The organism is Streptomyces sp. NPDC005794 (assembly GCF_042871445.1).
Classification (GTDB): domain Bacteria; phylum Actinomycetota; class Actinomycetes; order Streptomycetales; family Streptomycetaceae; genus Streptomyces.
This window is the reverse complement of record NZ_JBIAIN010000023.1, coordinates 11,286-24,638: the sequence shown is the minus strand read 5'-3', so window position 1 is coordinate 24,638 and position 13,353 is coordinate 11,286. Positions and strand designations below refer to the sequence as shown.

Annotated in this window: 16 protein-coding genes; 14 read left to right on the top strand and 2 right to left on the bottom strand. The window is 69.6% G+C overall.

What is annotated here, in order from left to right; translation table 11 throughout:
• The first annotated feature begins 142 nt into the window (after positions 1–142).
• The 9 genes from ACFYQ5_RS30020 to ACFYQ5_RS29980 all read left to right on the top strand — a co-directional run bounded on the left by ACFYQ5_RS30020 (position 143) and on the right by ACFYQ5_RS29980 (position 5,923).
• Entirely contained in the window at positions 143–574 is a 432-nt protein-coding gene (locus ACFYQ5_RS30020; RefSeq protein ID WP_389202061.1) for an ATP-binding protein, read from the top strand.
• Positions 575–714: 140 nt separating this feature from the next.
• On the top strand, positions 715–1,641 hold the full coding sequence (locus tag ACFYQ5_RS30015; RefSeq protein ID WP_389202059.1) for a helix-turn-helix transcriptional regulator: 927 nt from the start codon (positions 715–717) through the stop codon (positions 1,639–1,641).
• Positions 1,642–1,842: 201 nt separating this feature from the next.
• Positions 1,843–2,271: a hypothetical protein gene (locus ACFYQ5_RS30010; RefSeq protein ID WP_389202058.1), complete on the top strand. Its 429-nt coding sequence runs from the start codon at positions 1,843–1,845 to the stop codon at positions 2,269–2,271.
• A 312-nt stretch (positions 2,272–2,583) separates the two neighbouring features.
• A complete protein-coding gene (locus tag ACFYQ5_RS30005) occupies positions 2,584–2,871 on the top strand; it encodes a hypothetical protein (RefSeq protein WP_389202056.1) in 288 nt (95 codons plus the stop codon).
• 218 nt (positions 2,872–3,089) lie between these two features.
• On the top strand, positions 3,090–3,377 hold the full coding sequence (locus ACFYQ5_RS30000) for a type II toxin-antitoxin system Phd/YefM family antitoxin (RefSeq protein WP_389202055.1): 288 nt from the start codon (positions 3,090–3,092) through the stop codon (positions 3,375–3,377).
• A 5-nt stretch (positions 3,378–3,382) separates the two neighbouring features.
• A complete protein-coding gene (locus ACFYQ5_RS29995) occupies positions 3,383–3,769 on the top strand; it encodes a type II toxin-antitoxin system VapC family toxin (protein WP_389202226.1) in 387 nt (128 codons plus the stop codon).
• A gap of 128 nt (positions 3,770–3,897) precedes the next feature.
• Positions 3,898–4,617, top strand: coding sequence for a 3-oxoacyl-[acyl-carrier-protein] reductase (fabG, locus tag ACFYQ5_RS29990; protein WP_103513612.1), 720 nt, complete (start codon positions 3,898–3,900; stop codon positions 4,615–4,617).
• Between the two features lie 5 nt (positions 4,618–4,622).
• The gene (fabI, locus tag ACFYQ5_RS29985; RefSeq protein ID WP_351279000.1) at positions 4,623–5,390 is read left to right on the top strand and encodes an enoyl-ACP reductase FabI; all 768 of its coding nucleotides are present in this window, start codon (positions 4,623–4,625) and stop codon (positions 5,388–5,390) included.
• A gap of 161 nt (positions 5,391–5,551) precedes the next feature.
• Positions 5,552–5,923: a hypothetical protein gene (locus ACFYQ5_RS29980; protein WP_389202054.1), complete on the top strand. Its 372-nt coding sequence runs from the start codon at positions 5,552–5,554 to the stop codon at positions 5,921–5,923.
• 11 nt (positions 5,924–5,934) lie between these two features.
• Here ACFYQ5_RS29980 and ACFYQ5_RS29975 read toward each other — a convergent pair whose 3' ends face one another.
• Positions 5,935–6,609 (bottom strand): FadR/GntR family transcriptional regulator, encoded by a 675-nt coding sequence (locus ACFYQ5_RS29975; protein ID WP_389202052.1) that lies wholly within the window; start codon positions 6,607–6,609, stop codon positions 5,935–5,937.
• A gap of 141 nt (positions 6,610–6,750) precedes the next feature.
• Here ACFYQ5_RS29975 and ACFYQ5_RS29970 point away from each other — a divergent pair, with 141 nt between their 5' ends.
• The 4 genes from ACFYQ5_RS29970 to ACFYQ5_RS29955 all read left to right on the top strand — a co-directional run bounded on the left by ACFYQ5_RS29970 (position 6,751) and on the right by ACFYQ5_RS29955 (position 9,108).
• Positions 6,751–8,013: a CynX/NimT family MFS transporter gene (locus ACFYQ5_RS29970; RefSeq protein WP_389202051.1), complete on the top strand. Its 1,263-nt coding sequence runs from the start codon at positions 6,751–6,753 to the stop codon at positions 8,011–8,013.
• A 17-nt stretch (positions 8,014–8,030) separates the two neighbouring features.
• Entirely contained in the window at positions 8,031–8,147 is a 117-nt protein-coding gene (locus ACFYQ5_RS29965) for an SGM_5486 family transporter-associated protein (RefSeq protein ID WP_086010434.1), read from the top strand.
• 137 nt (positions 8,148–8,284) lie between these two features.
• Positions 8,285–8,491, top strand: coding sequence for a hypothetical protein (locus ACFYQ5_RS29960; protein ID WP_389202049.1), 207 nt, complete (start codon positions 8,285–8,287; stop codon positions 8,489–8,491).
• 98 nt (positions 8,492–8,589) lie between these two features.
• Complete coding sequence (locus ACFYQ5_RS29955) at positions 8,590–9,108, top strand: SixA phosphatase family protein (protein ID WP_389202048.1); 519 nt, start codon at positions 8,590–8,592, stop codon at positions 9,106–9,108.
• A gap of 68 nt (positions 9,109–9,176) precedes the next feature.
• Here the strand turns inward: ACFYQ5_RS29955 and serB are convergent, their stop codons facing one another.
• The gene (gene serB / locus ACFYQ5_RS29950; protein WP_389202046.1) at positions 9,177–10,433 is read right to left on the bottom strand and encodes a phosphoserine phosphatase SerB; all 1,257 of its coding nucleotides are present in this window, start codon (positions 10,431–10,433) and stop codon (positions 9,177–9,179) included.
• A gap of 267 nt (positions 10,434–10,700) precedes the next feature.
• On the opposite strand from serB, the gene ACFYQ5_RS29945 reads away from it, so the two are divergent.
• Positions 10,701–13,298 (top strand): FHA domain-containing protein, encoded by a 2,598-nt coding sequence (locus tag ACFYQ5_RS29945; protein ID WP_389202045.1) that lies wholly within the window; start codon positions 10,701–10,703, stop codon positions 13,296–13,298.
• Positions 13,299–13,353 lie beyond the last annotated feature (55 nt).

Here is a 13,353-nt window from a genome sequence, read left to right as displayed (position 1 = left end):
CCAGCCAGTACCAGGTCAGCGTGCCTGAGCACCGGGAAAAGTCGCTGATTCCTCTGGCATTCTGCCGCGACTGCGGACACGACTACCTGGTGGTGACCCGGGTCACCACCTCACCCCGACCCCTGCCGGCTTCGCCCTCCGCATGTCCGCCTCCCCGCGCAACCTCCGCGCGGTCCGTGGCCTCACCGAGGCGACCCTGCTCGGGGCGGGCGTCGCTCGCGACCTCGTCGACTCCGCCCAGCTCGTCCTCTCCGAGCTCTACGGCAACGCCGTCCATGCCTGCGGCGACTGCGTCCCCCTGATCGCAGAGGTCGAGTCGGACCCGGCCGGAGTGTGGGTCCGGCTCCACGACCCCGACCGGCGCCGCCTGCCGCATCGCTCAGGGTTCCAACTCGACGACCCTGCCGCCGAGTCCGGTCATGGGCTCCCGCTGATGGACCTCCTCGCGCCCGGCTGGGACGTCGCGCTGACACCCGTAGGCAAGCAGGTCCGTTGCCTGCTCCCGCCCCGAAGGGGGCTGCCTCACCATCCCGGTCCCGGGTACGGCGAAGAACCCGGGGCGCGCGGCACGTAACCTCGCGCGGCGCGCGAAGCTCTGCCCGCTCCCGGAAGGTGACCCGCGCCGTGCCCCTGGCGGGGGTGTTGTCGTTTGACAACGCATGGGTCCTGGGTAAGTCTGCCTCACAGGGGTGGCGAACCCTGGCGCGTAGGCATGTGACAGCACAGCCAAAGGGGGGCGAGGGCGAGATGGAGTACGAGTTTCTATTCGTCGTGGACGGCATCAGCGTGGACGACGACCTGGCGGTCGGCGTCATTTTCGACGAGTTCGACGGACTGCTCACTCAGCACAGGGACAAGCACCTGCTTGACCTGTCCGAGTCGGGAGACAGCGCCATCGACGCCGCACACCGCCTGGTCGTACGGCTGAGAAGCGCTCTGCCCCAGCTGCGACTGCTGCGGCTGGACCCCGATCTGGTGGGCGTGTCGGATATCGCAGAGCGGACAGGCCGCAGTCGGCAGAACGTCCTCCAATGGGTGAACGGGGAGCGCCGATCAGACGCCGGCGCGTTTCCGGACCCGGAGGGCACGGTCGGGCGCTCGCTCGTCTGGCGCTGGGCCGAGATCAATGCCTGGCTGGCCGGCCTCGGCGAGCGTGTCGGCGACGCGGGAGCGACCCGTGAGGACGCGTTGCACATCGACTTCATGCTGCCCCGCTGGCAACAGGTGCTGGACGACGGCTTGCCGATCGTGCGGTTCGTGCATGCGCAGGAGGACGAGCGGTCAGGCGACCGGGCAGGTGTGGCGCGCCTGCTGGAAGGCACCCTCTCCGCCCCCGGGCTGCTGGAAATGATCTCGGCCTTCCCCCGGGCCGAAAGGCAGCGGTTGACCGTGGTCTGCGCCGTGCTCCCCGACCGCCTCAGCGCTGTGGCGTCGAAGATCCATGCAGACGAGACCTGTGTGCTGCTCGCCTTCCAGGGAGAGAAGAACGAGCTTCATCTCATGCCGGTCGCCGCACGTGAGATTCCAGGGTCACGGCCCGTATCGGACCTGGGACTCGGGGACGACGCGACCGTCGGTGACCTGCTGCTGGTCACCGTCAACGGCGCCGTGGAGCCAACTACACCCGTTGCCCTCGACTGAACACTCCGCGGCCCCACGAAAGAAATTTGTGCCCACCGCATTCGAGATCAGCGCCCGTGCCGTCCGTCTGGCAGCGACCGTCCTTGCCGAGCATCTCCCGGACGGCCTTCCCTCCGCGAAGTGAAGCGGTCGATCCACCGGGCTGATCCTGCCCTGGCGGATGACTGGGTCGCCGCTCGTGGCCCCAGGGCGAAGAGCGACGTGGACACCAATCTCGGCTACACCGCGACCGCGCTGAGCAAGGCCGGGTGGCTGACCCGCGCCAACCGCATCTGGCGGCTGACCGGTCTGGGCCTCGAAGCGCTCGGCGCCTACCCGGATGAGGTCACCTTCCTCTGGGAGGCGAACGCCCGATACGACTACTGGGTCAGCAAAAGGACCGGCTTCGACGCCGCCGCCAAAGTCCTGTCCACGCTGCCCGACGAACGGTGGGTGAGTCTGGAGGACGTGGCGGGCGAGTACGACGTGGACGCGGAGGCGCTGGCTGCCTGCTTGCAGGAGGGGACCCGTCCCGATGGCTGGCATCGGCGGAGACCGAGGCATGGCGGCTGCTCCTCGAACGCGACGAGCTGTTCGACGAGGCGAGGTCGAGCCTCGATGTCGTACCTCCGCTGTCAGACAGACGGCTGACAGCGGAGGAGCTCACCGCACTCGTGCTGGGGGAGGAGCCCGGCCAGGAGGGCGTTCCGCAGCGTCCGCGCCGGGTCTGGATCATCCGGGGTGCGGACCAGCGGGGTGCGAGCTTGATTCGTACCCTTTGGCGCGACGAAGGCGTGGTGACGCTGCCTGCCGACAGGCTGCCACCGCTACCGCAGGGCACAGGTCCGCAGCGGGTCCGTAAAGCCGTCGACGATGCCGACTCCGGAGCGACCGGTGCCCAGCGTGACCGCCGGGCCGAGGAGCTCCACATCTTCCTCTCCCGGATAACAGGAGGGGGACATCGTGGTGTGCACCGACGGGCCGAAGGCGTACCTGGGCGTGGTGCGAGGACCCGCCGGCTACTCGGCGCCGAGCGACGACGCGGCCCACTACACCCGGTCCGTCGCCTGGCAGAACCTCGACGCACCGCTCGACTTCGTCCGCGACCTGCCCAGTGAGCTGACGGGCCGCGTCGCCGACGCGGACGCGCGCATCGTCGACATCAGCCACTTCGCGTCCCGTCTTGAGCCGCTCGTCGGACCGGAGCCCGAGCGGGCCGCTCCCTCACGCGATGTCGAGGCGGTGAGATAAGGCTGCACCGGCACGTGCTGGATCTGGGGCTGCCGCATCAGGAGCCGAGGAACCGGATCGACCGGCTTGCCGCAACCCTCGCGGAGTCGCTGCCCACGAGCTCTCGCGCGGCGAAACTGCCGTCCCCGACCGTGTAGCTCCTGGCCCGTACTGCCTTCGTTGTAGGTACAATTCACGAATGTAGGTACTTTTCCGTGGGACGTCGAAGGGAGCCCCCCGTGAGCACGATCTCCGTTCGCGAGTTCTCGTACAACCCGAGCGCCGTCTTCGCCCGCGTGGAGAAGGGTGAGGCGGTCCAGGTGACCCGTCATGGCAATGTCATCGCCATGCTTCTCCCCAGTTCCGGGCCCATGGCGCGCTACTCCGACCTCGTCGCACAGGGGAAGATACGGCTCAAGTCGGCCACCACCTCGGAACTCGCCGGCATGGCCGCGTACGAACTCCCTGAGGACGCGCCCGACCCGGTGGCACTCCTTCTCGCCGAGCGAGAGGAAGAGGGCCGTTGATCTACATGGATTCGTCCGCCCTTCTGACTCTGCTGACCGGGCGGACCAACGCCGGAGAACTCAGGAGCTTCCTGGCCGACCGACCTGGACTGCCCATCGCCACCAGTACGGTCGGTGTGGTGGAGACGGTTCGGCAGCTCGACAGAGTCGGATCGTTCCCTCATGCTCTCGCGGATCTCGACTCCATGGTCACCGAAATCCTTCTCACTGAAGAGGTCCGGGACCTGGCCGCCAGGGTTCCTGCCTCTCTGCGGTCCCTGGACGCCATCCATGTGGCGAGCGCGCTGGCGATCGGCGATGCCATCGATTCTTTGATCACGTACGACAAACGGATGCTCGACGCGGCCCGAGAGGCGGGGCTGGTCGCGTTCGCGCCCGGCACGGCGGACTGAGGCGGCCGCCGCGACTGTGGGAACCCGACAGTCGCGGCCCGGCGGCGCTGTCAGAGGCCGATTCCCTGGATGTGGAGTGGTACCGATAGGTTTTCGATGTACCAGACCGCCAAGGAAAGGGTGATCCGTTGAGCCGCTCGGTTCTCGTCACCGGAGGAAACCGGGGCATCGGCCTCGCCATCGCCCGCGCCTTCGCCGACAACGGCGACAAGGTCGCCGTCACCTACCGCTCGGGGGAGCCGCCACAGGCGCTCACCGAAGCGGGCGTTCTCGCGGTCCGGTGCGACATCACCGACACCGAGCAGGTGGAGCAGGCCTACAAGGAGATCGAGGAGAAGCACGGTCCCGTGGAGGTGCTGGTCGCCAACGCCGGTATCACCAAGGACCAGTTGCTGATGCGGATGTCCGAGGACGACTTCACGTCCGTGCTCGACACCAACCTCACCGGCACCTTCCGCGTCGTCAAGCGGGCCAACCGCGCGATGCTGCGCGCCAAGAAGGGCCGTGTCGTCCTGATCTCCTCCGTCGTGGGCCTCCTCGGCTCGGCCGGACAGGCCAACTACGCGGCGTCCAAGGCGGGCCTGGTCGGCTTCGCCCGGTCGCTGGCCCGTGAGCTGGGCTCACGGAACATCACCTTCAACGTCGTCGCACCCGGTTTCGTCGACACCGACATGACCCAGGTGCTCACCGACGAGCAGCGCAAGGGCATCGTGTCGCAGGTGCCGCTCGGCCGCTACGCGCAGCCCGCCGAGATCGCCGCCGCGGTGCGCTTCCTCGCGTCCGACGACGCGTCGTACATCACTGGAGCCGTCATTCCCGTTGACGGCGGATTGGGCATGGGTCACTGATCACCATGAGCGGAATTCTCGACGGCAAGCGCATCCTCATCACGGGGGTGCTGATGGAGTCGTCCATCGCCTTCCACACCGCCAAGGTGGCCCAGGAGCAGGGCGCCGAGGTCATCCTGACGGCCTTCCCCCGGCCGACGCTGACCGAGCGCATCGCCAAGAAGCTGCCCAAGCCCGCCAAGGTCATCGAGCTCGACGTGACCAACGACGAGCACCTCGACCGGCTCGCGGGCCTCGTCAAGGACGAGCTCGGCTCGCTCGACGGCGTCGTGCACTCCATCGGCTTCGCGCCGCAGGACGCGCTCGGCGGCAACTTCCTGAACACGCCCTTCGAGTCGGTCGCCACCGCGATGCACGTCTCGGCGTTCTCGCTCAAGTCGCTCGCCATGGCCTGCAAGCCGCTGATGAGCGAGGGCGGCTCGATCGTCGGCCTCACCTTCGACGCGCAGTTCGCCTGGCCGCAGTACGACTGGATGGGCCCGGCGAAGGCGGCGCTGGAGGCCACCTCCCGCTACCTCGCCCGTGACCTCGGCGGCGACAGCATCCGCTGCAACCTGATCTCGGCGGGCCCCATCGGCTCGATGGCCGCCAAGTCCATCCCGGGCTTCGGTGACCTCGCCGAGGTCTGGAACACCCGGTCGCCGCTGGCCTGGGACATGGCCGACCCCGAGCCGGCCGGCCGCGGTGTCGTCGCGCTGCTCTCGGACTTCTTCCCGAAGACCACGGGCGAGATCATCCACGTCGACGGTGGCGTGCACATGATGGGCGCCTGACCGCTCACGGCACGCAGGACGGCCGCGTACCCCTCGCCCGGGTACGCGGCCGTCGTGCGTTGCCGACAGGCTCTCCCGGCGCTCGAGTCGAAAAGATGGCCGCCCCACCGCAGAATGTGGTGGAACCGGACTTTTGGTCAGGCTGTGGGGAGGAGATCGCTGTGCGCTCCACACGTCGCCGAACCTGGGCCCTGCTCGCAGCGGCCGCCGTCGTCGCGGGGCTCCTGGCCCCGATGGCCGTGAGCGCGGCCAACCGGGCGGGGAGCGGAGCAGCGGCGCCCCTCGCACCGGAACCGGAGCCCTTGGGTTCCGAATGCCGTACGTCGGTCGAGGGATCCCGGGTGATCGCCTACTGCCACAACCCGTACCCCACGACCGATCTCGTCCAGCTCCACACCGAGTGCGCGCGCTGGTGGGACGTCGACGCCGACGGCGGCGCGGTCGCGGTGCAGCCGGGCCGGACGGTCAAGCTCGAGGACCGCTGCTGGAAAGAGGTCGGCTCGGCCTGGATCAGCCACTCGGTGACCTCCTGAGCGGTCAGCCCTCAGGCCCGTTCCCGCAGACAGTCCAGCGCGTGGGCCGCGGCCTCGGCGGCGGCCGTCTCCGCGTCGCCCGCCCGGATCGCCTCGACGAGCCGCGCGTGGTCCATGAGTTCCTCCGGCCCGAGCTTCGAGCCCACGTCGTCGCGCAGGTAGTCGCGGAGCAGGTCGTTGAGGTCGGCGTAGAGCTCGGTCAGCACGTCGTTGTGCGAGGCGGCGACCACGGCGAGGTGCAGGGTCGCGTCGGCGGCCACGAAGGCCTCGGCGTCACCCGACGCCCAGGTCTCCTCGCGCCGCGCCATCAGCGTGTCCAGCTGCCGCAGGTCCCGGTCCGTGCGCCGCGCGGCGGCGAGCCGGGCCGCCGAGGACTCCAGCGTGGAGCGCAGCTCGGCGACGTGCCGCGGGTCGGCGTCCGCGAAGCGGCGCTGCATCACCCCGGCCAGCTCGCTGGTCGCCACCACGTACGTGCCGGAGCCCTGGCGGATGTCCAGCAGTCCGTTGTGCGCCAGGGCGCGCACCGCCTCGCGCACCGTGTTGCGGGCGACCCCGAGCTGCTCGACCAGCTCGGGCTCGGTGGGGATGCGTGAGCCCACCGGCCACTCGCCCGCGGTGATCTGGTTCCTCAGCTGGGCAATCACCTGATCGGCGAGTGCCGAACGCCGCGTGGACGTCAGCGCCATGGTGCTCCTTGCTCGTGTTCGGGGGGATGGTCCGGAAGAGGTGGTCCGGGAGGTGCGGGCCCGTCGGATCGTCACCCCGATTGTCTCAGGGAGAGAACGGAAGTGGACAGTCAATCATCCCATGATTCTATGATGGGTCTCATGCGTCACGACGAGACCCCGACCCTGAGCCCTCCCGCAGCCCCCGGCGCCCCGGCGTCCGGCACGTCCGCGCCCGGTCCCTCCCCCTGGGTGCTGCGGATCGTCACCCTCGGCCTGGTCCTTGCCGCGCTCAACCTCCGGCCCGCCATCACCAGCCTCGGCCCCCTCCTCGAAGAGGTCCGGGACGGACTGCACATGAGCGGCAGCGTCGCCGGTGTCCTCACCTCCGTGCCGCCGCTCTGCTTCGCGCTGTTCGGCTTCATGGCGCCCCGGCTGGCCCGCCGGTTCGGCGCCGGCGCCGTCGTCTGCGCGGGCATGGTGGCCATCACCGCCGGTCTGCTGCTGCGCCCCTTCGTGGGCGGTACCGCCGGCTTCCTCGCCGCCAGCGCCCTCGCCCTGATGGGCATAGCGGTCAGCAACGTCCTGATGCCCGTCATCGTCAAGCGCTGGTTCCCCGACCGGGTGGGCACCGTGACCGGCCTCTACTCGATGGCCCTGGCCCTCGGCACCGCCCTCGCGGCCGCCCTCACCGTGCCTCTGACGGACGCGCTGGGCGGGAGCTGGAAGACGGGGCTGGTGGTCTGGGCGGCACTGGCCGCGGTCGCGGTCCTGCCGTGGATCCCGTTCGTGAAGGACCGCGGGGACATCTCCGGGCGGGCCGCCGGAACTCCGGCTCCGCCCGCGCTCCGGATCACCCGCAGCCGTACGTCCTGGGCGCTCGCCTGCTTCTTCGGGCTGCAGGCCACAGCCGCGTACATCACGATGGGCTGGATGCCGCAGATCTTCCGTGACGCGGGGATCCCGGCAGGCACCGCGGGCGTCCTGCTCGCCGTGACCATGGCGATGGGCGTCCCCCTCGCCTTCGTCATTCCCCGGGTCGCCTCCCGGCTGCGGACCCAGGGTCCGATCGTCCTCGTCCTCAGTGGCTGCGGGCTCCTCGGCTACGCCGGCCTCTACCTGGCCCCGGCGGGCGGCGCCTGGCTCTGGGCGCTGCTGCTGGGCATCGCCAACTGCGCCTTCCCGCTCGCCCTCACCATGATCGGGATGCGCTCACGCACCGGCGCGGGGGTCGTCAGGCTCTCCGCCTTCGCGCAGTCCACCGGCTACCTGCTCTCGATCCCCGGCCCCCTGCTGGTCGGCGTGCTCTACCAGCACAGCGGCGGCTGGGGGCTGCCCCTCGCCCTCATGGCGGGCCTCCTCGTGCCCCAGACCGTCGCGGGAATGCTCGCGGGGCGGGACCGGAAGATCGAGGACGAATGCTGAGATGCGAGACTGTGCGCATGCCAGTGCTCGATCCGAATCCCCAGAACGGCCAGAAGAAGCTCCTCCTCGTGTTCGGGACGATGCTTCTCATCTCCGTAGTCATCGGCGTGATCGCCACGATCGCCTCCCCCTGAGCCCTTGGGGGTGGGGCCGGCCCCCCTGTCCCCTAGGGGGCCAGGTTCAGGGTCGAGTGGGTGGGTCACCGGATGGGACCGCCGCCGGCCGGCCCGTAGGTTCTGGGTAACACAGCCGAGGACCCACGGAGGCGGACATGCCGGCCCGTACGAACACCCGGACCCACCGCCCCGCCACGGCCGTCGCCGACGCCCGGCTGCCGTGGTGGGCCGTCGTGCTGCCCGCCCTCGCCTTCGCCGCGCTCCTCCTGCTGATCGTCGAACCCGGCCAGGCGCACGCGGCGGCCGGTGACCCCGCGATCGGACGGCTGTTCGGGCACATTCTTGGCCTGATGCCCGCCTGACCGGCCCCTTACACACCTCGCCGCCCGTCATCACCCCCAGCGAGGGAGCCCGTCAACACCCTGCGCCCGGAGGCGCATTTCGTGCGAAGCTGAGCTGTATGAGCGCCGATACACCTCGCAGGATCGTCCTTCTCAGGCATGCAAAGGCGGAATGGTCGCAGCAGTCCGACCATGAGCGGCCACTGGCGGAACGGGGCAGGAAGGACGCGCCCGTCGCCGGCCGCAAGCTGGCCGATTCGGGAACCGTCTTCGACCTGGCTCTGTGCTCGACCGCCACCCGGACCCGCGAGACCTGGAAGCTCGCGGTCCACGAATTCGCACAGCGTCCCAGGACCGTGTACGAGGAGAGGCTGTACGAGGCCTCCCTCGGCGAACTGATCGCCCTGTTCGACGAGACCCCCGACGACGTGCGGAATCTGCTCGTCATCGGCCACAATCCCGGTATGCACGGTGCCGCGGACGCGCTCTCCGGCCGGTCCGAGGGCGACGCGCTCGCCCGCATGACCAGGGACGGCTTCCCGACCGCGGCCTACGCCGTCGTCGAGTTCTCCGGCTCCTGGAAGAGCCTGGAACACGGCGCGGGCACACTCGTCGAGTACTGGACGCCGAACGACTGACCGACCGCCTGCGGCGGGGCGCCGGCACACCCTGTGTGCCGACGCCCCGTCGTACCGGACCCGCGTGGTCAGTCCACCAGGCCGTCGGCGGCCTCGACCTCTTCACGGGTGATCCCGAGCAGATACAGCACGGTGTCCAAGAACGGGACGTTCACCGCCGTGTGGGCGGCCTCGCGGACGACCGGCTTGGCGTTGAAGGCGACACCCAGGCCCGCGGTGTTCAGCATGTCCAGATCGTTCGCGCCGTCACCGATCGCCACCGTCTGCGCCAGCGGCACCCCCGCCTGGGCCGCGAAGCTGCGTAGCAGCCGGGCCTTGCCCGCCCGGTCCACGATGTCGCCCACGACGCGGCCGGTGAGCTTGCCGTCGACGACCTCCAGCGTGTTGGCGGAGGCGAAGTCGAGCCCCAGACGCTCCTTGAGGTCGTCCGTGACCTGGGTGAAGCCCCCCGAGACCACGCCCACCTGGTAGCCGAGCCGCTTCAGCGTCCGGATCAGGGTGCGGGCACCGGGGGTCAGCCGGACCTCCGCCCGGACCTTCTCCACCACCGACACGTCGAGCCCGGCCAGCAGTGCGACGCGCGCGTGCAGGGACTGCTCGAAGTCGAGTTCGCCGCGCATCGCCTGCTCGGTGACCGCGGCGACCTCGGCCTCGCAGCCCGCATGGGCCGCGAAGAGCTCGATGACCTCGTCCTGGATGAGCGTCGAGTCCACGTCCATGACGACCAGACGCTGCGCCCGGCGGCTCAACCCGGCCGACACGACGGCGATGTCGACGCCGATGCCGGCGGCCTCCGTCGCCAGCGCGGTCCGCAGTTCTTCGGTCCCGGTGCCGGACACCGCGAACTCGACGGCGGTGACGGGGTACTTCGCCAGGCGGAAGATCCGGTCGATGTTGCCGCCGGTGGAAGTGATCCTGGCCGCTATGGCCGCTGTGGACTCCGCTGTCAGCGGGTGTCCCAGCACGGTCACATGGGAACGGCCGTCGCCGCGCGGGCGGTTGTCGCCCGTGCCCGAGATGATCTCGGCCTGCAGCTTCAGGGATTCCGCCCAGCTGTGCACGGTCGCCCGGAGGTCGCCCTCGGTCGTGCCGCCCGGGGCCGGCGAGGTCACCAGGACGCACAGGACGATGCGGCCACGGGTGACGACCTGCTCGATGTCCACGACATCGACGGCGTAGGCGGCGAGGGTGTCGAAAAGTCCGGCGGTGATACCAGGCCGGTCCTTCCCGAAGATCTTGACGAGAAGCGTGGGGGCGTCCGTGCCCCGAGGAGACTCGGGGGGCTCAGGAGACCGGGGTGACCGAGGTGGCTGAGGTGCGCTCATGGTGGTCCCACCGTATAGGGCCGCAGGGCGGGTCCAGAAGCCGTCCCGAGTGCCGGACAGTACCCGGTGGGGACGACGGCCCGGGAACCGGGCGCATCGGATGGGATGCTCCGGACGCATTCCTCCCGAGTCGGGGGAGGGACGCATAGCTTCCGCGCCGTCTTCACGCCTCCCGGCTTTCCGTTACGGGACCGCTCCTGGAATAGTTCCCCACGATGTTCAGCATCCCTAGGCCTCCTGCGACGGGGGCAACTCGGGGGACAACTAGTGGGGCGCGGAGTGCCGGAACTCGTACTGGAATTGAATGGAAGGACCTGGGCGCTCGATCCGTCCAGGCCGTACACCCTCGGACGTGATCCGCAGGGCGACGTGATGATCGACGACGCCAGAGTGTCGTGGCGGCATGCCACGATCAGCTGGAACGGCCGCAGCTGGTCCATCGAGGATCACGGCAGCACGAACGGCACTTATGTGCAGGGCCGCCGTATCCAGCAGATGGAGATCGCCCCGGGAACCTCGGTCCACCTGGGCAACGCCACCGACGGACCGCGGCTGAGCCTCACCGCCGCGGCGGGCGCCGGAGTCCACGGCGGGCAGGCGGCGGCGGGAGTGCAGACGGCGCCCGCACCTCCTGCGCAGCAAGCGCAGCAGGCCCCCGCGCAACAGCCGCAGCACCAGGCACAGCAGCCGCAGGGCGCCGCCGGCTGGCCGGGTGGTGGTCCCGCGCAGCAACAGCAGGCGGCCTGGCAGCAGGCACCGCAGATGCAGCAGATGCAGCAGGCCCCGGTCCCGCACCAGCAGGGCCACGGGGCGGGCGGTCCCGGTGGCGCGGCGGGGGCGCCGCCGGTCTACGGCGACCGCAGCCCCACCACGTTCCACCAGCTGGACCTCGGCCGCGTCATGCGCATCGGCCGTGCGCTGGAGAACGAGCTGGTCGTCTCCGACCTGCAGGTCTCACGCCTGCACGCCGAATTCCGGGCGACGCCCGACGGCCGCTTCGAGATCCGCGACCTCGGCTCGCACAACGGCACGTACGTCAACGGCCAGCCGCTCAGCAAGTCCGGTACCGCTCTCATCGGTCCGAACGACATCGTCGGTGTCGGTCACTCGACCTTCCGGCTGGTCGGGGACCGGCTGGAAGAGTTCGTCGACACCGGTGAGGTCTCCTTCTCGGCCCGTCACCTCACGGTGACGGTCGACGGCGGCAAGGACATCCTCAAGGACGTCTCGTTCGGCGTCCCGGAGAAGTCGCTGATCGCCGTCATCGGCCCGTCGGGTTCCGGCAAGTCCACCCTGCTCAAGGCGCTCACCGGCTATCGGCCCGCCAACCAGGGCGACGTCCTCTACGACAACCGGAACCTGTACAAGCAGTTCGCCGAGCTGCGCCAGCGCATCGGCCTGGTCCCGCAGGACGACATCCTGCACAAGGAACTGACGGTCACCAAGGCCCTCAAGTACGCGGCCAAGCTCCGCTTCCCCGCGGACACCACCGAGGCCGAGCGCACCGCCCGGATCCACGAGGTCCTCGCCGAGCTCAAGCTCGACATCCACAAGGACAAGAAGGTCACCTCGCTCTCCGGTGGCCAGCGCAAGCGCGTGTCGGTCGCCCTGGAGCTGCTGACCAAGCCGTCGCTGATCTTCCTGGACGAGCCGACCTCGGGCCTCGACCCGGGCATGGACCGCGACGTCATGCAGCTGCTGCGCGGCCTCGCCGACGACGGCCGTACGGTCCTCGTGGTCACGCACTCCGTGGCCGAGCTGGCCATCTGCGACAAGCTCCTGGTGATGGCGCCCGGCGGTTCCGTCGCCTACTTCGGCCCGCCCGAGGAGGCGCTGAACTTCTTCGGCTACACCAGCTGGGCCGACGTCTTCTCCGCGTTCGAGAACTACCGTGAGTACGACTGGGCGGGACGCTGGCGCGGCTCGCAGCACTACCAGATGTACGCCGCGGACATCGACGCCGTCGCCGCACAGTCCGTACACATGCCGTCGCCGCAGCAGATGCGTCCGCCGAAGCCGTCGGGCTGGCTGGCCCAGCTGTGGACGCTGATGCGCCGATACGTCTCGGTGATCGTGTCCGACAAGGGCTTCCTGCTCCTGATGGTGCTCCTGCCGGCCGTTCTCGGCGTGGTCAGCGTGGTCATCCCGGCGGAGTTCGGCCTGGCGGAACCCGATCCGCCGTCCCGCTTCAACGGCAAGGCCGGGACCATCATGCTGATCCTCGCGGTCGGCATGTGCTTCGCCGCCGCGGCCAACTCCGTACGTGAACTGATCAAGGAACGGGTGATCTACGAGCGGGAACGGGCCACCGGCCTCTCCCGTTCCGCCTACCTGCTGTCCAAGGTGATCGTCCTCGGTGTGATCACCGCCTTCCAGGGCGTGATCATCTGCGGGATCGGCTTCTCCACCCGCGAGCTGCCGGAGGAGGGCCTCTTCATGCCCCCGGCCGTGGAGATCTGCCTGTCGATCATCGCGCTGGGCTTCGCCTCGATGATGTTCGGCCTGATGATCTCCGCGCTGGTGAAGACCGCCGAGAAGACCATGCCGCTGCTCGTCATGTTCGCCATCGTCCAGGTCGTCTTCACCGGTGTGCTCTTCCAGGTCTACGGATCGCCGGGCCTGGAGCAGTTCGCCTGGCTGATGCCGTCGCGCTGGGCGGTGGCCGCGGCCGGCACCACGCTGGACCTCGCCCACCTCATGCCGCCGTGGGACCCGAAGAACCCGACCGACCTGGACCCGCTCTGGGAGCACTCGGCCGGGCAGTGGGGGATCAACATCGCGGTGATGCTCTTCATGAGCGCCGTGCTCTTCTTCGCGGTCTCGCGGATGCTGCGCCGCCATGAGCCCGAGGTGATGCGGAAGTAACGCGCGCCGGGCCGTACCGGTCCTGGAAACGCCCGAGGGCGGCACCCCGTGGGGT

What these genes read in the sequence shown, in the direction of transcription:
- ACFYQ5_RS30020 (WP_389202061.1), top strand. Translation starts at nt 143, where the DNA reads ATGTCCGCCTCCCCGCGCAACCTCCGCGCGGTCCGTGGCCTCACCGAG.
- ACFYQ5_RS29995 (WP_389202226.1), top strand. Translation starts at nt 3,383, where the DNA reads ATGGATTCGTCCGCCCTTCTGACTCTGCTGACCGGGCGGACCAACGCC.
- fabI (WP_351279000.1), top strand. Translation starts at nt 4,623, where the DNA reads ATGAGCGGAATTCTCGACGGCAAGCGCATCCTCATCACGGGGGTGCTG.
- ACFYQ5_RS29975 (WP_389202052.1), bottom strand. Translation starts at nt 6,609, where the DNA reads ATGGCGCTGACGTCCACGCGGCGTTCGGCACTCGCCGATCAGGTGATT.
- ACFYQ5_RS29970 (WP_389202051.1), top strand. Translation starts at nt 6,751, where the DNA reads ATGCGTCACGACGAGACCCCGACCCTGAGCCCTCCCGCAGCCCCCGGC.
- ACFYQ5_RS29965 (WP_086010434.1), top strand. Translation starts at nt 8,031, where the DNA reads ATGCCAGTGCTCGATCCGAATCCCCAGAACGGCCAGAAGAAGCTCCTC.
- ACFYQ5_RS29960 (WP_389202049.1), top strand. Translation starts at nt 8,285, where the DNA reads ATGCCGGCCCGTACGAACACCCGGACCCACCGCCCCGCCACGGCCGTC.
- ACFYQ5_RS29955 (WP_389202048.1), top strand. Translation starts at nt 8,590, where the DNA reads ATGAGCGCCGATACACCTCGCAGGATCGTCCTTCTCAGGCATGCAAAG.
- serB (WP_389202046.1), bottom strand. Translation starts at nt 10,433, where the DNA reads ATGAGCGCACCTCAGCCACCTCGGTCACCCCGGTCTCCTGAGCCCCCC.